Consider the following 20,716-nt stretch of genomic DNA (forward strand, 5'->3'; position numbering starts at 1 on the left):
GCAAGCGAAAAGATACGCTGATGCGCGTAGAAGCCCTGTCTCAGCCGAAGAGAGACGGCGGACCCGCCTGATTCGTGAGGAACCCGAGCTTCAGCAGGCGGACGCGCGCAGCATCCGCTGAGACCTGGAAGCCCTCCATGACCGCCTGCTGCATTTCCCGCGAATCGGGCGAATCGACGGGGATGGCCGTATGGAGCCCCCGGCTGGAGCAGAAGGCGGACAGGTGCCGCCGCAGGGCGGAGGCGGGCATCAGGAAGGCGCCGCTGGCATAGCCAGCCTGCCACTCCATCCAGTCCACCTCCTTGGCGCCCAACATGTTGTCCCGCTTGCACACCATCTTGGCTTCGGAGGGTCGGCGGGAGAACAAGGCGCCGGGTGCGAAGAGCTCGGCGAAGAGAAGCCGGTGAAAGTGGGCGTGGCCGAGCTCGTGCGAGAGCGTCGTCCGCAGGCGGTTTTCGCGCCGCTCGTCCGCCGCGATTCGCTCCGAGATGTAGATCTTGGGTGCGATGTCGGGGAAGAACTCGGTCATCCCCTCCACGTCGGCTCCTTCGGCAGAGAGGTCGGCGTACTGGTCCACGTCGGAGCAGAAGCTCTCGACAAGGATGGTGAGATCATTGGTGGTCAGGGGATACTCGACCTTGCCGTACTTCTCGCGGAGGAAGCGCCCGACGATCGCCTCGCATTCACGGTCGAGCTCCTGCTGGGTGTAGTGCGGACGCTTGGGGAAGCGACCAGAGCGATCCGGGACCCAGGCAACCATCAAGGCGGCTCCGCTATTTCGTCAGGGTTCTGCGGAAGGCCCGGAATGCCTCGGAAACCTTCGCAGGATCGCGCGCCTTGCGGCGCATCTCGTCGGGGATCTTGCCTGCCAGCACGAAGAGGTATCCCTCCTCGATCCCGAGCACCTTCTCGAACTGTCGGATCAGATGGTCAGAGGTCGGGCTGCGGCGGTCGTGCTCTATGTCGTTCAGGTACTGGGGAGAGATCGCGCCCGAATCGTCATCCTTCATGATGGCGGCGGCGAGGTCCTTCTGGCTGAGCCCCTTCGCCTTTCTGGCCGCCACGATCGCCTGCCCGAGGGAGGCCGTTCGCGTAGTCATGGCTCTTGCATTCTGAGTTGTCCGTTCCCATGCGGCTTCGCGGATTGCCGTAGTCATGCGCCCCCCTGGGGGTCAAGGGCAATTTCGCAGTGCGGCTGTTCGGCGGAGCGGATCAGGTTTCCCGATTCGTGCACGCCGGGCAGGTCTCGCAGCTCCCTGGCACCGGCATCCGCCACCGGCACGCTCTGCGCATCGCTTCCTTTGTTTTCGCGTGCGTTCGCCAAGCGATTGATTGCACTTCGATTTGCAGCGGTCTGGTCCGATGTTCGGTTCGAACCATGCTCTCGCCCCCACCGAACCCCCAACTGCCGCCCCACCTCCGCGAGGTCTGCGACCTGCTTGCCCGCGGCCTGCTGCGGCTGCGCAGCCGCGCTGGCGAGGAAGCCGCGCCTGATTCCGCGGACCGCGGAGAGCGGTTGCTACACTTCCCGGCCGCCCAGCGCCTGCATGCGAACCGGACCACCCGGAGAGACGCATGACGCGCACCACGAAGCCCAAGCCCACCCCCCGGCCGGCGTTCACCGCCCCCGCCATCCCGCCCGCCGACGTGCTCGGCCGACTCGCCGCCCTGAAGACCGCCGCCACGCCTGCGCTGAAGCAGCAGTGGCGGGAACTCTTCGGCGCCGAGCCGCCGCCCTACAATCGGCGCTTCCTGGAAAGCCGGCTCGCCTACAGGATTCAAGAGCTTGTCTATGGCGGCCTGAAGCCGGAGACGCTGGCCCGCCTCGAGGCGCTCGGCGAGCAGCTCGACGGCGGGAAGGTCACCGTCCGCCGCATGCGCGGCGACGACAAGCCGATCGCCGGCACGCAGCTGATCCGGGAATACCAGGGCGTCGAGCACGTGGTGACCGTCACGCGCGCCGGCTACGAGTACCAAGGCCAGCCCTACCAGTCCCTCTCCGCCATCGCCCGCGCCATCACGGGCACCCGCTGGAACGGGCGCGTGTTCTTCGGGCTGCGCCCGAGCCGGAGCGCAGTATGAAGCGTGACGCGAAGCCGGCCGGTGCGATGCCGGCGACCGTGCGGAAGCTCCGCTGCGCGGTCTATACTCGGAAGTCGAGCGAGGAAGGGCTCGACATGGAGTTCAACTCCCTCGACGCGCAGCGCGAGGCCTGTGAGGCGTTCATCGCGTCGCAGCGCGCCGAGGGATGGGTCCTCGTCCGGGAGCGCTACGACGACGGCGGCATCTCTGGCGGGACGTTGGAACGCCCCGCCTTGAAGCGCCTCGTCGCTGACATCCAGGAGGGGCTGGTGGATGTGGTGGTGGTCTACAAGATCGACCGCCTGAGCCGCTCCCTGGTCGATTTCACCAAGCTGGTCGAGGTGTTCGATGCGAACAACGTCACCTTTGTTTCTGTGACGCAGAGCTTCAATACCACCACCAGCATGGGGCGGCTGACACTGAACATCCTGCTCAGCTTCGCCCAGTTCGAGCGAGAGGTCATCGGCGAGCGGATCCGCGACAAGGTCGCGGCCTCGCGCAAGCGCGGCATGTGGATGGGTGGGTACGTGCCGCTCGGCTACGACGTGCGCGAGCGGAAGCTGGTGGTGAACGAGGCCGAGGCCGCGCTGGTGCGGAGGATCTTTCAGGGCTTCGTCGAGACGGAGTCCTGCACCAAGCTGGTGCAGGCCCTGCGAGCCGAGGGCGCCACCACGAAGCGGGGCCGCCCGCTGACGAAGAGTGACGTCTACCGCATCCTCAGCAACCGCGTGTACCTCGGCGAGGCGGTTCACAAGGGAACGGCCTATCCCGGCGAGCACGACGCCATCGTCACCCAGCAGCAGTGGGACGCGGTGCACGCCATCCTGCAGGTCAGCCCGCGCGTGCGGGTTAATCGGACGCGGAACACGACGGCGCCGCTGCTGCGCGGGCTGATCTTTGACAGCGACGGCCGCGCCATGTCGCCGAGCCACAGCCGCGGGCGGGGCGGGCAGATGTACCGCTACTATGTCAGCCAGGCGGTGCTGAAGGGCGGCGGGACCGAGCGGCCGGCGATCCCGCGGCTGCCAGCCGGGGAGATCGAGTCGGCGGTGGTCGCACAGGTCCGCGCACTGCTGCGGCAGCCGGAGATGGTGGTCGGCACCTGGCGGGCGGCCCGCGCGACGGCACCGGAGGTCACTGAGCAGGAGGTGCTGCTGGCGTTGGAGCGCATAGAGCCGCTCTGGGACGAGCTCTTCCCGGCCGAGCGGGCACGCATCGTGCGGCTGCTGGTGGATCGGGTCGACGTCCGGGCGGAGGGCGCCGCGGTGCGGCTGCGGCTCGACGGGCTCGGCAGTCTGGTGCGGGACCTCGCTGCCCGGGGAGCCGAGGCCGGGAGGGCGGCAGTATGAGCGACACCGCGCAGACCCTCATCGTGGTCATCCCGCTTCGGGTGAAGCCCCGGGGAGGGCGGAAGGCGATGGTCACACCCGGCGTACTGGCGCTGGAGCGCCGGCAGGACCTCACGCTCATCAAGGCTGTGGCGCGAGCCTTCCGGTGGCGGCGAATGCTGGAGACCGGGCGCTTCGCCACTATCAACGAGCTGGCCGCGGCAGAGAAGATCAACTCGTCCTATGTCTCGCGCGTGCTGCGGCTGACGCTGCTGGCGCCGGACATGGTCGAGGCGATCCTGGACGGGCGGCAGCCGGAGGGGATGACGCTGCCGCGGTTGCTGGTGCCTTTTCCGGCAACCTGGGGTGAACAAAGCGCATCCCGTGGCTAGCCGCCCATAGGCCGCGTGCAGCGATGGAATTTCTTCGTTATAATGAGTATCATGACGCAGACCATCGTGGTCCCGCGCGCCGATCCGCACGCGGGTTGCCCCTGGTCGCTATTAAGGTCGCCAGCGCAAGCAAAGGCGCCGCTTTGTGTTGGCAAGGGGGAATAGTGGCTTATGCTTGGACTGACGCTGCGGCCTGAATTCCGGGGAAAGCTACTCCAGGGCACACAGATTGATCTGACAAATACCAAGAAGACGGGCGCAACTCAGCTTCCCGCCGCTGATTTCCTTTCGATCACCTACCCCACGTCCGATCTTGTCGGCATGCTGCGCGCAGCGGGCCCGGGCCTCAGCCGCCCAATCGCGCTAATGGGTGAGCGTGGCCTCGGTAAGTCCCACCTCCTTGGAGCGCTCTACCACACCCTGACCGATGGCCCAGCAGCGGCAGCATGGCTGACGCATTGGGCCGGGGTACTCAATGATCCATCGTTAGCCACGATTCCGCTGCGCTCTGGCCTGGAGGTAGTGACCGCGAGCCTTCACCAGCAGCGCTTTCCGTTCCTATGGGATGTCCTCTTCGACCAGCATCCCGAGGGCAAGGTGTACAGGGGGATCTGGGAGCACGGCTCAGCCCACAAGACGCCAGTTCCTTCGATGGAGCTGCTGCTCAAGATGTTTGAGCAGAGGCCGACCGCCCTGATCCTGGATGAGTTCCAGACCTGGTTCGACGGCCTCGTCGATGCGCCGAACAAGCCCCACAAGACCTGGGCCTTCAACTTCATCCAAATTCTCTCAGAGATCGGGGACCAACGCCCGGATCTCTTCCTCCTGGTCGTCTCCATCCGCAACGGTACGACCGACGCATTCAAGCAGGTGCAGCGCATCAATCCCGTACTCCAGAACTTCAGCGGCGCGCACGCGAAGCGAGATCGGCGTCATCTGTTGCTGCATCGGCTGTTCGAGAACCGGCTACAGGTCGCCGACGCCGACATCGAAGCACTCACCGCGGTCCACGTGGCCGAATGCTTAAGGCTTGGGGAGGTGCCGGCCGCACAGCACGCCAGCGTCCGCCAGGATTTCACTGAAGCATGGCCGTTCTCGCCACAGCTGCTTCAGCTCCTGGAGGACCAAATCCTGGTCGCGACCTCTGCTCAGGAAAACCGCGACCTCATCAAGATTCTCGCCGGACTCTACAAGAGCCGAGGCAACGCATCACCGGTCCTGACTGCCGCGGACTTCTACATTGATGACGAGGATAGCGGGATCGGACCGCTCCTGGACTCGGTCAACAATCCGGAGCACCGCGCCCTGCGCGACAAGGCGCGTCGAAACCGGGAGGCGGTAGCCGAGGCGGTCGACAATGCGGCGAAGGATGTGCCCCACCTCGAGGACGTCATTGCGTCGCTCTGGCTACGCTCGATCGCTGTTGAGAAGACGGTTGGGGCTACGCGAGCGCAGCTTCAGATGGACTGCACGCGCAGTGTGGCCCTCGATGCAAATGCTTTTCCGGCTGAACTCGACACCATCCTCGACAATAGCTTCAACCTACACGAGGTGGCTGATCGACTGATCTTCCGCGAAGAGGAAAACGCTGAGGCAAAGCTCAAGGCGGCGGCTCGCAACGCGAAGCTGTTCGCGAGCGGTGCCGACATCGCGCATCTCGCGCTGGAGATTCGCTATGTGATCTACGGCGATCCCGGCGTGACTCTGCCGTTCCGAGTCATCCCCCTGCCGAAGGCTTGGCTGACGGACCCTTGGTCCGGCCTGGCAGAAGAAGACCAGCCGGCGATGTGGAGCAACCGCATCCCGATTCTTGTCTTGCCGGAGACACCTGATCGCCTCAGCGAGCGCCTCGCGCAGTGGCTCAAGGATCACCTGCCGCAGAGGCGGAACACTCCGCGCTTCCTGCTGCCGCGGACGCAGACTGCAGACGGCAAGCCGGCACAGCCCGTCTTCGACGATCCGACACTGCTGTTCTATGCACGAGCCGTCGTCAAAGCGACGGAATGGCAGGGCGCCGAGTATGCGAAGCTCAAGACGAAGTACCAGAAGCTCCTCCGTGACGCGCTGAAGGACCGATACGACCGCTTTGCCATCCTCGCAGCCTGGGACAACCAGACGCCCGCAAAGTCTCGCTTCACCGAGGAGAAGCTCAAGGTTCGCGGCAGCGAGATCCCGAATGCGATGGACACCACCATCGCCAACGATCTCTTCGAGCCAGAAGCCTTTGCGGATTACGCGGTGGAAGCCGCCAAGAGCGCGGCGTCGGTCAGGAAGGTGCTCGACGAGCTCCGCGAGCCGCGCCCCGCGCCCGCCGACACCATTCCATGGCTCGGCGACGTCGCGATGAAGGAGAAGCTGATCTCCGTTTGCGCGCAGGGCAAGATCACCATCGACGTCCAGGGCCGCGAGCGACTGGAACGTCGCCCGGGCGAGGACATCAAAGACGCCTTCACGCGCCTCCGCGGCAAGCTTCCTGATGGAAAGCAGCTTGAGGAGGTGATCCTCAGTTTGCCTGGCGTCGGTGTAGCCGCGCACGGGCCCGCCCCACAGACAGGTGCCACGAACGCAGGCGCGCCCACACCCGGTGCGCCTATCCCACCGGGAGTGACGCCCGGCGTCACAGGCGCCTCTTTAGGCTCGTCGCCATCATCCTCTGGCGGCTTTCCGGGCGCCCCACCGACCACGCCGCCGGCGGGCGGAAGCGCGGGCACGCCCGGTTTCGGCGAGGGGCCTGCTGGTGGCCTCTTCGGCGGCGGAGCCGGCATCTTTGGCGGGAGCGGAAACGCACCGCCCAAGCGGACGCGCCTCCAGTCTCCCAAGCCGAATTCAGGATTGAACCTCGCCGGTCAGCTGGAAATGTGGGAGATCGGCGCAGCGACACCGCTTCAATCCGTGACGATCACGATTGATTCGGCCACCGGGGCGCAGATCAAGAAGCTGCTGGAGAAGCTGCCTGACGGGCTGATTTACGGGTTGTCGCTCGATCGCGAGGATCCGCCCACGTGATGGCATCCTTGCCCCTACCGTTGCTGCGCCAGCTCCAGGAAGCCGATCCGGCGGCAGCATGGGCCGCACTCGCGCAGCATGCGCTCGACGTGTGCGACAGTGTCGGGCAGGGCAAGGCGTCTGATACGGCGGCCCGCCTCCGGGACGAAGCCTTGCAGGCGGTTGATGCATGGCTGGCGGGTGCCGGTTGGGATCTGTGGGCTGCTTTCGGTGATGCCATGCCCCGAACCGCCGACCGTCTGGTCGATTGGTGGAACGCAGTCCCGCATGGCGCTGGTGCTGCGGTCCTTATCCTGGATGGCCTATCGCTCCGGGAACTGCCACTGCTAACCCAGGGTGCACTGGGGCATGGCTTCGCTGTCGTGAGGGCTGAAGCCACGGCCGCTGAGCTGCCCGGCGACACGAACTCCTTCGCCCAAGCGCTCGGTGTCCCGGCTCGCAACACCCTTGCCAACAACCACCCTCCTGCTGGCTTTCGTCTGCTCGGAGCCACGACAGAGGTTGCCGACCTCCCTTGGGCCGACTGCGCCGCCCTGGTGAAGGCGGAGCCCCGATGGCTGTTTTGGCACGAATGGCCCGACGCGCGCTTTCACGCCGGGAGCAGCTTCCAGGCGTTGGCGCGCAACGTCGCCGACACATTCTCCGACGCCGCCTTCTGGGGCTTCTTGCGGCGCCTCGCCACAGGGCGGCGACTGCTGGTCACGTCCGACCACGGCTATGCCCACATCGGTGGCTTCCACGATACCTACGAAGATCAGAAGGCGTGGCTTCGAGGCGTCTTCGCTGGCGGGCGTACTGCAGCAGATGGCGAGACGGGCGGGTGGTCCCCGCCACTGGCGCTGTCGCTCCAGGGCCGCCAGGAGCGTGTGCGTCTGCCGCTGGGCCGCCGGAAATGGCCGGTGCCGGGCGGCAATGCCAATCTCGGCCATGGCGGGCTAACGCTGCTCGAAGCGCTCTCCCCTTTCATCGAACTCCGACTCCAGGATTCCCCGAATGCCCCGTGATGGCGCCACCGTATCGGCCAAGGACAAGCTCGCTCAGGACATCGCCAAGGCAGTCGGTGCCGGCCGCCCGATGGCCGTGGAGACGGTGGACTTCTCGGATCCCAATCGCCCGAAGACCTGCATCGAGGTCGACTTTCCGATCCTGGCGATCAATCAGATTGCGCAGATCGAAGGCAACGCCGGCAAGCCGATTTACCAGATGTCGAAGTGGTGGGCGCGTCGCCGATCGTCCGTGTTCCGCGCCATGCTGCTGGCCAGCGCTATGAAGGCGCCGGACGACCCGGCCCAGGCCGCGAAGGCAGTGTGGGAGGCCTACTACGCCAACCACCAGAAGAAAGGCGCTTTAAAGCACCTGAAGGTCGCCGACATCTTCATGGGCGGTGGCACCACACTGGTGGAGGGTTCGCGCCTGGGCATGCAGATGTCTGGTGTGGACCTGAATCCGGTGGCCTGGTTCGTCGTGAAGCAGGAATTCGCCAAGCCCGACCTCGACGCGGTGAAGCGGCTGCTGGCCGACGTCGAGGCCGAGGTGAAGCCGCAGATCATGCCCTTTTATGCTTGCGAGGGCCCCGCTGGGGAAAAGGGCGTCTGGACTCGTCTCTCTGACAAGATCGCTATGGGAGATGATTTCGACCCACTCGCGCTGAAGCCAGAAGAACGCAAGGGCTATGCGTATAGCGGCCCAGAGATGGTCTACACCTTCTGGATCAAGCACGGACACTGCCAGGTAACTGGTTGTGGCCACCGCACCCCGATCGTCAACACGAATATAGTCGCGGTGAAGTCAATATCGATCCGGTTCTGGGCACACCGATGCGTGGCGTGCCAATCCACATTTGACATAGAGGAAAAGCCGGCGCGCATGGCGCCAGACGTTCCGCTCGTCGTGGCCGACAGTGAGGGCCCCTACGCCGTATTGGACGCTCGGAAAGGCGTGGTCTGCCCGCACTGCCGGCACACAGATCTGCCGCGGCTAGGCAAGGCGTCTCGCAAGAAGGTCGACTTGTCCTTGCTAATCCATCCGTCTTGGCTGACAGGATGCGCCAGCGTCGATGACGACGGCTTCCCTCTCGGCGGCACACCGCAGGACGACGCTGAAAGCAACGTGCGATGGAACGTCAAGCGCGGGGCGGCGCTGGAATTGCTCGAGGTGCGTGGTCGCGTTCCCGCAGAAATCATCTGTCCGACGACCGGGGAGACACTGAAGACCGGCGCCGCAACTGGCACCGTGCCGAAGAAGGCCCACTTCGAATGTGCTCGGTGCGGTACGGTGCAGGACGTTCTCGATAGCACATCCAGAACGGGCAAGGGCGCGCCATACGTTCCCGCACTCATTCAGGGAATGTCCTATACCCGCGACGCGAGTGGCGCGGCTTATGGGGGACGGTTCTTTTCCCCCCTTAACAACCAAGCTGCAATCACGGCGGCCGAGCGCGAATGGCAAGAGAGGAAAAACACCGATCTGGCGAAATACTGGCCGCGACAGGAGCTGCCTTACGGACTTGAGGCAGATTTCTGGTCAGTTCGTCGTCACGGCTATACGCATTGGTATACGATGTTTAATCCGAGACAGCTCCTCTGTCTGTCCATTCTTGCCAAGGGAATCGATGAACAGCGCGGACGATATTCAGACGAATGCGTCGACATTGTTATCGCGGCATTTCAACAATATATCCGCAACCAGTGCATGATGACGATATGGAATTTGCAGCGAGACTCTTTGGAGCCGCAATTTGCAAAGAACAATTTTCGGCCGAAGATTATGCCTGTCGAAAATTCGTTCTTTTGTGCTGAAGGTCGCGGCAACTGGACTTCTTGTATCGAAGGTATATTTGAAACCCTCGAGTGGTCATCTGATCCTTGGGAAATTTTGGTAAATGAAAACTCGACGCGCGATGCTGGAGCAGCAAAGAGCACGAAGATCTATCCGCGCGATCCTCTGCTCCCAGTCGAGAGCTTGATTTGTGGATCGGCGACGAACCTTACCGATATCGAAGATGGAAGCCTCGATCTCTGTGTAACGGATCCGCCCTTTGGAAACCTGATGCAGTATGCGGAGTGGGCTGACTTTTTTTACAGCTGGATGCGGCCTCTCTTGCGAGAGCAGCACGCGTGCTTCAGGCCCGAGGCTACCCCGAAGACCCTTGAGGTAGTCTCCAACAAGGCACGGCAGGGTGATGAAGCGGACGCCTTCTACCGGCGCCTCCTGACACAATCGTGGCACGAGGTACATCGCAAGCTCAAAGCTGGAGGTTTGCTCGCATTCACGTTTCACCATGATCAGGACGAACCCTGGATCGACGTGCTTGCAAGCCTTTTTGATGCGGGCTTCGTGCTGGAGGCTACCTACCCGATCCGGGGCGATGAGACGAAGGGCGACGGCGAATACGGGTCGCAGCGCGTCGAGTACGACATCATTCACGTATGCCGAAAGCGCACCGAGGATCCAAAGCCAGTTTCTTGGGCGCGCATGAGGCGTGAGGTGCTGGAAGACGTGAAGCAGCTTCAGGGCGTGCTGGAGGCGCATGCGAAGGAGGGTCTGCCCGCGGCAGATCTTGCGGTCATCAAGCGAGGCAAGGCGCTCGAGTACTTCTCCCGCCACTACGGTCAGGTCTTTAAGGCTGAGGGCGAAACCATCTCGGTCAAGGAAGCCATCATCGGCATCAACCAGATCCTCGACGAGGGATCGACGGCCGCAGAGATTCCGCCTGTCGACGCAGAACCATACACGCGGCAGTTCCTTCGCATCTTTGCCGACGGCGCCGAGCAGAAGCGCGACCAAATGCAGAAGTTCCTCCGAGGGACAGGGAGCAGCCCGGATGAATTTGAGGAGCGCGGCTGGTGCTCGGAGAAGGCCAAGGTCTACCATCTGACCTCGCCGCTTGAGATCGCGCAGTCGTGGCACAAGCGCCAAAAGCGAAAGCTCGACAGCGACTACGACCAGGCCATGGTGCTGATCGGGGCCTGTCATCCCGGCAGCGGCCTCGACGCCAATGACACGCTTCGCAACCCGAACTTCAAGCCGCATCCGGCTCTGCGGCCGCTGCTGGAATGGTTCGAGCGGCGGGGCCACACCACCGTCATTCGCGACGCGGCAAAGGTTGCCAAGATGCGGTTCGATGCGTGGCAGAAGGCCCAGCCTGCCAAGCCGACGAGCGCACAGATGTCGCTGTTCGGGGACAGCTAGCTGATGCCGCTCGCCGATGCCTGGGCACGCCGCGGCCTCACGCTGCTCTGGGGGGCTGACGCATTCCGCGAGTTAGCCAGCCCTGACCAGGTGATGCCGCTGCGTGCGCTCTTCGGCGAGCGGCTCAACTGGCCCGTCGACCTCGTCAGCAATGGAGGGCGCGCGCTGGTCGCGACAGGTCTCGAAGCGTCCTTGGACTGCTTGGCACCGGCGGATGCAGAAACCTGGATCGCTACGGACCTTCGCGACCTCGTCCGCGAGTTTCAGGACGCATACCAAGGTGAGCGCGCCCTGGTGCTGTGGCTGCCCAGCGGCGCGCAGCGTGTCACCTACGATGCGCCAAACGACGCGTGGCTGTGGGCGACAGCGGATAACGGTCGCCTGCCGCTCGGCCGCTTGCTCTTCTCGGGTGCTGAGCGCGATGTCGAGCGAGTCTCGCCAGCCGGCTGGCGAGGGCCAGCGGAGGGGCCGGGACTAATCGGCTTGCGCCAGGCGCGGCTATCCTGATGAGCGAAGCGCTGGAGCTGACACCCGGCGTGCGGGTGTCGCATGCGGAGCTGGGCGAAGGGGTGGTGCTGGAGGCGTCGCGGGACGGCTACGTCCGCGCCTTCTTCGGCGCCGGCGAGCGTCGGGTGCCGCTGGCAGCGTTGCGTCCTGCGCTCTCCCGGGCCGATCGCATCCTGGCCAATGTCGCCGGCACGCCGGAGCGATTGCGTGCCATCCGCCTGACCTTGCAGGCGCACATGCTGCCTCTGATGGAGGACGCGGCCGCGCTGACCTCGGCGCGGATCGACCTGCTCCCGCATCAGGTCGTGCTGACCCATCGCGTGGCCACCGCGAGCCCCCGCCGCTTTCTGATTGCCGACGAGGTCGGCCTGGGCAAGACCGTCGAGACGGCGCTGATCCTGCGCGAGCTGGCGAGCCGTGGGGAGCTCGAGCGCGCCCTGATGGTGGTTCCCGCGGGCCTGGTGAACAACTGGCACCGCGAGCTGAATGAGGTGTTCGGTCTCGACTTTGAGGTCTTCGGTAGCGAAGGCGATGTGACCGACCGCAAAACCAACGCGTTCGCCAAGCACCACCGTCTGATCGCAAGCATCGACACGCTGAAACGGCCCGCGCGCGTAAAGCGTCTGCTGGAGGCCCCGCGCTGGGATCTCGTGGTTTTCGATGAAGCGCATCACCTGACGGCGGTCCAGGAAGGGAAGCGTGTCCGCCGGACGGAAAACTACAAGCTGGCAGAGGCGCTGAAGGACCACGCACGAGACCTGCTGCTGCTCTCTGCCACGCCGCATCAGGGGCACCATTTCCCCTTCTGGATGCTGATCCAGCTGTTGAACCCGACCCTGTTCCGCAGCGTGGACGAGATGGTGACGCAGCGGCACCGGCTTTCGACGGTAGTGTTCCGGCGGACCAAGGCCGATGCATGCCGACCGGATGGCTCGCCGCTCTTTGCGCGGCGCTGGGTGCACACCGAGTCCTTCGTGATGTCCGACGCGGAGCGAAAATTCTACGAGGCCTTGCAGCGCTACCTTCAGGACGGCTTTGACCTGGCCAAGCGCCAGGGCGGCAAGGGCCGAGCGCTTGGCTTCCTGATGGCGATCTTCCAGAAGATCGCGGCGTCGAGCTTCGCTGCTGTGCGCCGCACCCTGCGTCGCCGGATGCTCGCGCTGACCATCCATGAAGCCGTGCTGCGCGACCGTGCCCTGGATATCGATGGACGCGACTTGCTTTACGGCGAAGCGCGGGCTCTCATTCACGAGGAATACGGGCTGCCGCAGGATCCCGTCGGCCGCGGGCAGGTGGACCAGGTGCTGGCGGATTTGAAACTTCGGTTGGTGCGCCGCCTGGACAACGAGGAGGAGGCGCTCGCGGAGGCCTCTGATCCTTATGGGAACGAGGCTGCGGCTCAATCGTCGGAAGACCTCGCCAGCCTTGCTGTCTCGGTCCACTTGCCGGAGGAGCGGCTGCGCATCGCAGAGATGTTGGCGACGTTCCCAGCGGCGCGCGAAACGAAGATTGCGAAGCTGTTGGCCGGCCTCGGCGTGCTGTGGCGACAAAATCCGCAGGAAAAGGTGGTTATCTTCGCCACCTACCTCGGCACCGTTGAGCAGATCGCGCGCGACATTGAGGCAGAGTATCCAGGCCAAGGTGTCGCCGTCCTACGCGGCGGCGACCACGGCGCGAAGCTGGCGGCGGAACGCCGGTTTCGGCAGAAGGACGGTCCGCGGGTCCTGGTCTGCACCGCGGCGGGACGGGAGGGCATCAACCTCCAGTTCGCACGCGTGCTGTTCAACTTCGATCTGCCCTGGAATCCGATGGACGTGGAGCAGCGCATTGGTCGCATCCACCGCTACGGCCAGCGCGACACAGCGCAGGTCTACAACCTCATCCTATCCGACACGATCGAGGGACGCATATTCCTGATGCTCGATCAGAAGCTGACAGAGATCGCGCGCGCGCTCGGCAAGGTGGATGAGGCCGGTAATGTCGCGGAGGATTTGCGGGCGCAAGTGCTGGGCCAGCTGTCGGAACGACTGAACTACGACAGGCTGTACCAGGCGGCGCTGTCTGATCCAGAGTTGCGGCGGACCAAGGTCGAGCTCGACGCTGCGCTGGCGAATGCCAGCGAGGCGAGGCAGGTGGTGTTCGAGTTGTTCCAGGACCTCGATGGCTTCAGCCTGGAGGATTACCGACCATTTTCTGATCTCGCCAGCAGCGTGGGCCGCATTCATGACTTCCTGGCTGCAGCTCTGGCGGAGCAGGGCTGGGCACTCAGGAAGGCCGGGGATGGGCTTTTCGAGGTTGTCGATCAGACTGGGACGACGGTAGCGCAGTTCACGGATGACCGCGAACGGGCAATGGCGACGGATGGCTTGGGGCTCCTAGGGTTGGACCATCCGCTGGTCGCCAGTCAGCTGACGAAGTGGCGGAGCACGCCGCCCGAACGCTTGGGCTCCAGCGTGCGCCAGGCTGGTGGCGAGGGTGCCGTTCTGTGCTGGTGGTTGTTCGAAGCGTCAACAGCGCAGGGGGACCGGAAAACGCAGGTGCTGGCCCTTGCGATGGGGCTCAGCGGTGGCCGGTCGGCGGCCATGGAGCGGTTGCCGGAGCGGATGTTGGATCGACCGCCAACTGATGGCTTCCTCAACCTGGCTGAGCGTCGGCGCTTCCTGGCGGAGTTCGCAGAGCCAGCATTGCACCGCGAGCTTCAGCATCGCGGCTTGCTTGCAGCGGGGGGCTCGTTCTCGGCGGATCTCCTGGGCTGGCTAGAGGTAGGTGCTGACGACCTGCTGCGCTCAAACTTCTGAATGCGTGCTATTCGGCGATCGCACTGTATCCACACATATTGATAATTATTTTTTCATGGTCCGAACTTAACGAAACAAAACTTTGTGGCGGATAGTACGGAAAGATACGATTAATTTCCGAAGACTTCGCCTCGCGTGGTGCATAATCAATATGAGAAACGAAATACGCGCCAATTTGATTGTCGTTTCCTATGTATTGCAGGATCTTTTCGGCGGTAAGATTTATCGAGAGCTCTAAGTTCAACGCCTCTGATTTCGAAATAGTCTTAACATCTTCTATTTTTGCGCGGGCACATATCGCTCCGATCGGCGAGTTTACATGAAAATATATGCGCTGAGGGCGCGAGTTTAATGGAATTCTCTTTCGCAATATGGTTGTAAACGCACTCTTCTTTATCTTTTCCTGCCAAGAAGAGTGGAAGGACACCACCACTGCTTCGGTGGTTCGTTCCTTGGCATACTCGTCGTTGCGGCGCTGCAACTGGCCTAAACCTTCAACGTATTGCATGAGCGACTTCACGGTTTGGGCGCGGTTGCTAAACATCCGTTCGCACCCCGACCAAGAACATCGGTTAAGCTCGTGTAGCGAGTTTCGCGTTGACCTCCAAGCTGTTCGGAGGTCCGCAGCCTGATCCCTTCTGATACGGTTGTGCCCATCATGGTCCAGCCGGCGATGGTGCACCTGGCTGCCATTGCCTGCGTGGCTTCAGGAGGACGCGGCCTGCGCAGGGCCTCGTTGAAGCACGGTGAGTATGAGCGTTGATCGGCGCCTACGTACCGAAGTGTTTGCTCTCGCAGCATGGAATTCGGGCAAGTGAGGTTCGAACCGTGGCAAGCGCCCGCCGCGGCAAAGCCGGCTTTCGACCTGGGTTATTGTGTTCCGTACCAAAGCGCCCGAGTCAGGAGGTCCGGAGAGAACTGGCCTCCGGAGAGCGATTTTCGGGCGTGACCGGCTCAGGCCAGTCAACAGGTCGGCCCCAAGAACCCCAGGAAACCTGCCACTCAGCGCGGTCGCCGACCAGGCAGAGAACGGGACGCCTCAGGGGACTGGCGGATGGGGTGGGATTCGAACCCACGATACGCTTTTGACGTATACGCACTTTCCAGGCGCGCGCCTTCGACCGCTCGGCCACCCATCCGGGCCGCGCCCTCAGGTTGAGACCACCGGGGGGGCGCGGGGCGCGGACCATAGTCGGCCCGTCCGGTCCCGGCAACCGGGCCGGCGCATTTTCAGCCCGGGCGGACCCGCCTCGCCGCCCCGCCGAGACGGCCAGCCCCGACGAGGCCGGCGTCGGCCGCTATTCCTCGAAGATCGCCACCGCCCGGGTCCAGCCGGCCGAGCCGCGATGCACCTTCACCGGGAAGCAGGCCACCATGAAGCCGTCCGGCGGCAGCGCCTCCAGGTTGTGCAGCTTCTCGATGTGGCAGTAGCCGATCTCCCGCCCGGCGCGGTGGCCTTCCCAGATGATCCCGGGGTCGGCGCCCTCCGCCAGGCGCTGCTTGGTGACGCTGAAGGGCACGTCCCAGGACCAGGCATCGGTGCCGGCCACCCGCACCCCCTGTTCCAGCAGGAACAGCGTTGCCGCCTTGCCCATGCCGCAGCCGACATCGACATAGTCGTCCTCGCCGTACCGGCTGCCGGCGCGGGTGTTCACCAGCACGATCTCCAGCGGCTGCAGGGTGTGGCCGATCCGCGCCAGCTCCTTCTGCACATCCTCGGGCTGCACCGTGTAGCCATCCGGCAACTCCCGGAAATCCAGCTTCACCCCGGGCTGGAAGCACCAGTCGAGCGGCACCTCGTCGATCCGGAGCGAGGGGCGGCCGCCCGGCACCGTCCGCTCATCCTGGCGGGGGAAGAAATGGTAGGGCGCGTCGAGATGCGTCCCGGCATGGGTGGAGATCTGCACCTGCTCCCGCGCCGCGTAATTCCCCTCCGGCAACTGGTCCAGGGCGATGCCGAAATACTCGGCGATGGGCGGGGCCGTCATCTTGTGGTCATGGTAGTCGATCTTCGGCAGGGCCCAGGGCGGGTCGGATTTGATGCCGGCCTTCAGCGGCACGGAGATGTCGATGATGCGGCGCGGCATGGTGCGGCCCTCCCCTGGCGGCGATGGCGCATCAGGACATGGGGCGGGCCGGGTTGGCAAATGCCGCCGGGTTGCGCACCTCCTCCCGGATCGGGGCGGCGAAGGGCGGGCGCGGCTGACAAAACCCCGGCCCCTGCCTATGTTTCGGCATCTCGGGAAGGAGACACGCCATGCTCGACGCCGTTGCCCGCCTGCCGCTGAAGGACCCGGACCTGTTCCGCCAGGCGAATTGCATCAATGGCGAATGGGTGCAGGCCGATAGCGGCAAGACGCTGGAGGTCCGCAACCCCTCGACCGGGGAGGTGGTGGGCCGCGTCCCGGCCATGAGCGCCGCCGAGACCCGCCGGGCCATCGAGGCCGCGCACAAGGCGCAGGGCCCCTGGCGCGCCATGCTGGCGAAGGACCGCGCCGCCATCCTGCGCAAGCTGTTCGACCTGATGCTGGCGAACACCGACGACCTGGCCGCGATCATGACCGCGGAGCAGGGCAAGCCGCTCGCCGAGAGCAAGGGCGAGATCGCCTATGCCGCGAGCTTCATCGAGTGGTTCGCCGAGGAAGCCAAGCGCGTCTATGGCGACACCATCCCGCAGAACGCCAAGGGCCGCCGCATCATCGTGACGAAGGAGCCGATCGGCGTCTTCGCCGCCATCACGCCCTGGAACTTTCCCGCCGCGATGATCACCCGGAAGACCGGGCCGGGCTGGGCGGCGGGCTGCACCGGCGTCATCCGCCCGGCCTCGCAGACGCCGTTCAGCGCGCTGGCGATCGCCGTGCTGGCGGAGCGTGCGGGCATGCCGCCGGGGGTCTGCAACGTCATCACCGGCCCCTCCGGCGAGACGGGCAAGGAGCTGACCTCCAACCCGCTGGTGCGCAAGCTGACCTTCACCGGCTCCACCGAGGTCGGCCGCGTGCTGCTGCAGCAATGCGCCGGCACCATCAAGAAGACCTCGATGGAGCTCGGCGGCAACGCGCCCTTCATCGTCTTCGACGATGCCGATCTGGACGCCGCGGTGCAGGGCGCCATGGCCAGCAAGTACCGCAACACCGGCCAGACCTGCGTCTGCGCCAACCGCATCCTGGTGCAGGACGGCGTCTACGACGCCTTTGCCGCCAAGCTGAAGGCGGCGGTGGAGGCGCTGAAGGTGGGCGACGGCTTCGAGTCCGGCGTCACCCAGGGGCCGCTCATCAACGCCGATGCGGTGGCGAAGGTGGAGGAGCATGTCGCCGACGCGCTGCAGCATGGCGCGAGCGTCGTCACCGGCGGCAAGCGCCACAGCCGCGGCGGCAATTTCTACGAGCCGACCATCCTGGCGAATGTCCCGCATGACGCGCTGATGTTCCGCGAGGAGACCTTCGGCCCCGTTGCGCCGCTCTTCCGCTTCAAGACGGAGGAGGAGGCGATCGCGCTGGCGAATGACACGCCCTTCGGCTTGGCTGCCTATTTCTACGCCCGCGATGTCGGCCGCATCTTCCGTGTGGCGGAGGCGCTGGAGACCGGCATGATCGGCATCAATGAGGGGCTGATCAGCACGGAGGTCGCGCCCTTCGGCGGCGTGAAGGAAAGCGGCCTGGGTCGCGAGGGCAGCCATTACGGCATCGAGGAATATCTGGAGGTGAAGTACCTCGCCCTCGGCGGCATCGGGACGTGACAGCGCCCGATCGTCCGAGCGCAAGTGAGGACGTGAATCGGCCGCCCCAAGGGGCGTCCGACCGTCCGAGCGTCAGCGAGGGCGTGAATCGGCCGCCTCAGGGGCCCAAGATCTACCTCGAGGACCTGACCCCGGGCCGGCTCTTCACCGCCGGCCCGGTGACGGTCACCGAGGCGGAGATCATCGACTTCGCCCGCCGCTACGACCCGCAGCCCTTCCACACCGACCCCGAAGCGGCGAAGGCCAGCTTCTTCGGCGGGCTGGCGGCCAGCGGCTGGCACACTGCGGCCATCACCATGGCCATGGTGGTGCAGGCGGCGGGGAACCTCGCCGGCGGCATCATCGGCGGCGGCGGGGAGCTGCAATGGACGAAGCCGGTGCGGCCGGGCGACCAGTTGCGGCTGGAGATCGAGGTGCTGGAGGTCTCGCCCAGCCGGTCCCGCCCCGATCGCGGCGCCGCCCTGATGCGCAACCGCACCCTGAACCAGGCGGGGGAGGAGGTGCAGGTCTTCACCGTGCGGCTGATTGTGCCGAAGCGGCCGCGCCAGCATGGCTGAGCCCCGATCCATAGCCTTCGACGAGGCAGAGACGACCGAACGCGTGAGGGCATGGCTGCTCCGGGAGGGCTTCCAGGCGGACGAAATCCGGGCCTTGAAGCCGACGGGACGCGGGGTCGACCTGGTCGCCAATGGGCCGGCGGGGCGCTGGCATATCGAGGTGAAGGGCGGCACGAGTTCCCGGCGGGGATCGATCAGGGATGGAAAAGGCTTCACCTCGAACCAAATCATTGATCGGGTGATGAAGGGCTTCTTCACAGCCGCAGCGATGGCCGAGGCAGAGGGGCGGGGCGCTGCCAGGGTCGGGCTGGCCATCCCTCGGTCCGCCTTGGCAGAATTCTACGTGGGCAAGGTCAGGTCCGCCATGGCGGCTCTCGGGATCGCCATGCTCTGGGTCGAGGAAGACGGCTCGGTGGTCGTCGCGAATGATTCGCAAGGGCGGAACAGATGAGTTATGATTTCGACCTCTTCGTCATCGGCGGCGGCTCCGCCGGCGTGCGCTGCGCCCGCATCGCCGCCGGCCATGGCGCCAAGGTCGGCGTGGCGGAGGAGCGCTTCTGGGGCGGCACCTGCGTCAATGTCGGCTGCGTCCCGAAGAAGCTGATGGTCAACGCCGCCGAATATGGCGGCTGGGCCGCCGAGGCCGCCGGCTTCGGCTGGGAGATGGAGGTGAAGGGCTTCTCCCTGGCGAAGCTCGCCGCGGCGCGGGATGCCGAGGTGCAGCGCCTCTCCGGCATCTATGGCCGGCTGCTGGGCAATGCCGGCGTCACCAGCTTCGATGCCCGCGCCACCTTCCTCGATGCCCATACGCTGGATGTCGGCGGCAAGCGCGTCACGGCGGAGAAGATCGTCATCGCCGTCGGCGGCCGCGCCGTGCGGCCGGAGATCCCGGGTGCCGAACTCGGCATGCTGTCCGATGACGTCTTCACCTTGCAGGAGGTGCCGAAGCGGCTGATCGTCGTCGGCGCCGGCTATATCGCGCTGGAATTCGCCTGCGTCTTCCGCGCCCTCGGCGCCGAGGTGGATGTGGTGTACCGCGCCGACCTGCCGCTGCGCGGCTTCGACCAGGACATCCGCACGGCGCTGGTCGAGGCGCTGGAGGCGCAGGGCATCCGGCTGCATGCCGGCCAGGTCTCGGCGCGGCTGGACCGGCAGGCGGGGCATCTCCGGCTCAGCCTGCTGGGCGGCGGGGTGCTGGAGGGCGATGCGGTGCTCTTCGCCACGGGGCGGGAGCCGAACACGGCAGGGCTGAACCTGGCCGCCGCGAAGGTGGACTGCACCGCGAAGGGCGCCATCGAGGTGGATGCGGAGCATCGCACCACGGCGCCGCATATCTACGCCATCGGCGATGTGACGGACCGGCTGAACCTGACGCCCATGGCGACGGCGGTGGGGCATGCGCTGGCCGATACGCTCTTCGGCAGCAACCCGCGCCGGGCGAGCTATGAGAATGTCCCCACCGCCGTCTTCACCTCGCCCCCCATCGGCACGGTGGGGCTGACGGAGGCGGATGCGGCGGCGCGCGGGCCGGTGGATATCTTCGTCACCCGCTTCACCCCGATGCGGCACACGCTGAGCAAGCGGGAAGGGCGGAAGACGCTGATGAAGCTGGTGGTCTGCCAGCGGACGCGGAAGGTGCTGGGCGCCCATATGCTGGGCGAGGATGCCGGCGAGATCATGCAGGGCATCGGCATCGCCGTGGCGGCGGGGCTGACCAAGGAGGATTTCGACCGGACCATCGGCATTCATCCGACGGCGGCGGAGGAATTCGTCACGCTGCGGACGCGGACGCGGGTGGCGGGGGTGGAGGCCAGGGCGGCGGAGTAGGTGTTCGAGAGGGCGTCGCGCCGTAGGCGCGCCTCGAGGGGCGTCGCGCCGTAGGCGCGCCTCGCGGCGCGACCCCTCTCTCACATCGGACGCAGTGCGTCCGATCCCGCCAAAGGCCGAAAGGCCTTTGGAAACCTTGAATTTAAGCCCGGCGGGTCGAACCTGCCGACTCAGGGTTCCGACGGCCTTTCGGCCCTTGGCGGGTGGGGTTTGGGGGGTGCGGCACTGCCGCAACCAGAGCCCTTCCCCAACGCCGGCAGTAGGGTTCCACCCTCCCTCTCCCTCCGCTATC

The 20,716-nt window shown here is 65.2% G+C and carries 17 protein-coding genes and 1 tRNA gene; 12 read left to right on the top strand and 6 right to left on the bottom strand.

The features are described from left to right. Positions 1-40: 40 nt before the first annotated feature. The 3 genes from E5N76_RS10365 to E5N76_RS29465 are packed head-to-tail and all read right to left on the bottom strand — an operon-like array spanning position 41 to position 1,324. A complete protein-coding gene (locus E5N76_RS10365; RefSeq protein ID WP_149537227.1) occupies positions 41-760 on the bottom strand; it encodes an ImmA/IrrE family metallo-endopeptidase in 720 nt (239 codons plus the stop codon). A 13-nt stretch (positions 761-773) separates the two neighbouring features. After that, positions 774-1,100, bottom strand: coding sequence for a helix-turn-helix domain-containing protein (locus E5N76_RS10370; protein WP_149537228.1), 327 nt, complete (start codon positions 1,098-1,100; stop codon positions 774-776). 53 nt (positions 1,101-1,153) lie between these two features. Then, positions 1,154-1,324 carry a hypothetical protein gene (locus tag E5N76_RS29465; protein ID WP_187830095.1) on the bottom strand — a complete coding sequence of 57 codons (171 nt, stop codon included), beginning with the start codon at positions 1,322-1,324 and terminating at the stop codon, positions 1,154-1,156. 251 nt (positions 1,325-1,575) lie between these two features. Between E5N76_RS29465 and E5N76_RS10380 the strand changes: the two genes are divergently transcribed. The 8 genes from E5N76_RS10380 (at position 1,576) to E5N76_RS10415 (ending at position 14,304) form a co-directional block, all read left to right on the top strand. Further along, complete coding sequence (locus E5N76_RS10380) at positions 1,576-2,082, top strand: DUF2924 domain-containing protein (protein ID WP_149537229.1); 507 nt, start codon at positions 1,576-1,578, stop codon at positions 2,080-2,082. Then, positions 2,079-3,431, top strand: coding sequence for a recombinase family protein (locus tag E5N76_RS10385; protein WP_149537230.1), 1,353 nt, complete (start codon positions 2,079-2,081; stop codon positions 3,429-3,431). Before E5N76_RS10380 ends, E5N76_RS10385 begins: the two co-directional genes overlap by 4 nt. Continuing rightward, the gene (locus E5N76_RS10390; RefSeq protein ID WP_149537231.1) at positions 3,428-3,802 is read left to right on the top strand and encodes a hypothetical protein; all 375 of its coding nucleotides are present in this window, start codon (positions 3,428-3,430) and stop codon (positions 3,800-3,802) included. The genes E5N76_RS10385 and E5N76_RS10390 overlap by 4 nt, the downstream gene beginning before the upstream one ends. 171 nt (positions 3,803-3,973) lie before the next feature. After that, positions 3,974-6,808 (top strand): DUF499 domain-containing protein, encoded by a 2,835-nt coding sequence (locus tag E5N76_RS10395; protein ID WP_149537232.1) that lies wholly within the window; start codon positions 3,974-3,976, stop codon positions 6,806-6,808. Then, positions 6,808-7,812, top strand: a complete 1,005-nt coding sequence (locus E5N76_RS10400; protein ID WP_149537233.1) for a hypothetical protein — start codon at positions 6,808-6,810, stop codon at positions 7,810-7,812. The genes E5N76_RS10395 and E5N76_RS10400 overlap by 1 nt, the downstream gene beginning before the upstream one ends. Further along, entirely contained in the window at positions 7,802-10,999 is a 3,198-nt protein-coding gene (locus E5N76_RS10405; protein ID WP_149537234.1) for a DUF1156 domain-containing protein, read from the top strand. The genes E5N76_RS10400 and E5N76_RS10405 overlap by 11 nt, the downstream gene beginning before the upstream one ends. Positions 11,000-11,002: 3 nt before the next feature. Further along, positions 11,003-11,506, top strand: a complete 504-nt coding sequence (locus E5N76_RS10410) for a hypothetical protein (protein WP_149537235.1) — start codon at positions 11,003-11,005, stop codon at positions 11,504-11,506. Beyond that, positions 11,506-14,304, top strand: a complete 2,799-nt coding sequence (locus E5N76_RS10415; protein WP_149537236.1) for an SNF2-related protein — start codon at positions 11,506-11,508, stop codon at positions 14,302-14,304. Before E5N76_RS10410 ends, E5N76_RS10415 begins: the two co-directional genes overlap by 1 nt. 7 nt (positions 14,305-14,311) lie before the next feature. Here the strand turns inward: E5N76_RS10415 and E5N76_RS10420 are convergent, their stop codons facing one another. The 3 genes from E5N76_RS10420 to E5N76_RS10430 all read right to left on the bottom strand — a co-directional run bounded on the left by E5N76_RS10420 (position 14,312) and on the right by E5N76_RS10430 (position 16,391). Then, positions 14,312-14,848 carry a hypothetical protein gene (locus E5N76_RS10420; protein WP_149537237.1) on the bottom strand — a complete coding sequence of 179 codons (537 nt, stop codon included), beginning with the start codon at positions 14,846-14,848 and terminating at the stop codon, positions 14,312-14,314. Between the two features lie 504 nt (positions 14,849-15,352). After that, positions 15,353-15,443: transfer RNA gene (locus tag E5N76_RS10425), tRNA-Ser, on the bottom strand. A gap of 159 nt (positions 15,444-15,602) precedes the next feature. Next, the gene (locus E5N76_RS10430) at positions 15,603-16,391 is read right to left on the bottom strand and encodes a cyclase family protein (protein WP_149537238.1); all 789 of its coding nucleotides are present in this window, start codon (positions 16,389-16,391) and stop codon (positions 15,603-15,605) included. Between the two features lie 170 nt (positions 16,392-16,561). Between E5N76_RS10430 and E5N76_RS10435 the strand changes: the two genes are divergently transcribed. The 4 genes from E5N76_RS10435 to gorA all read left to right on the top strand — a co-directional run bounded on the left by E5N76_RS10435 (position 16,562) and on the right by gorA (position 20,424). Then, positions 16,562-18,040 (top strand): NAD-dependent succinate-semialdehyde dehydrogenase, encoded by a 1,479-nt coding sequence (locus tag E5N76_RS10435; RefSeq protein ID WP_149537239.1) that lies wholly within the window; start codon positions 16,562-16,564, stop codon positions 18,038-18,040. An 83-nt stretch (positions 18,041-18,123) separates the two neighbouring features. After that, positions 18,124-18,597 carry a MaoC family dehydratase gene (locus E5N76_RS10440; protein WP_149537240.1) on the top strand — a complete coding sequence of 158 codons (474 nt, stop codon included), beginning with the start codon at positions 18,124-18,126 and terminating at the stop codon, positions 18,595-18,597. After that, the gene (locus E5N76_RS10445) at positions 18,590-19,048 is read left to right on the top strand and encodes a hypothetical protein (protein ID WP_149537241.1); all 459 of its coding nucleotides are present in this window, start codon (positions 18,590-18,592) and stop codon (positions 19,046-19,048) included. Before E5N76_RS10440 ends, E5N76_RS10445 begins: the two co-directional genes overlap by 8 nt. Continuing rightward, positions 19,045-20,424 (top strand): glutathione-disulfide reductase, encoded by a 1,380-nt coding sequence (gene gorA, locus E5N76_RS10450; RefSeq protein WP_149537242.1) that lies wholly within the window; start codon positions 19,045-19,047, stop codon positions 20,422-20,424. Before E5N76_RS10445 ends, gorA begins: the two co-directional genes overlap by 4 nt. Positions 20,425-20,716 lie beyond the last annotated feature (292 nt).

It is taken from the genome of Siccirubricoccus phaeus (genome assembly GCF_008360935.1).
In the GTDB taxonomy this organism is placed as follows: domain Bacteria; phylum Pseudomonadota; class Alphaproteobacteria; order Acetobacterales; family Acetobacteraceae; genus Siccirubricoccus; species Siccirubricoccus phaeus.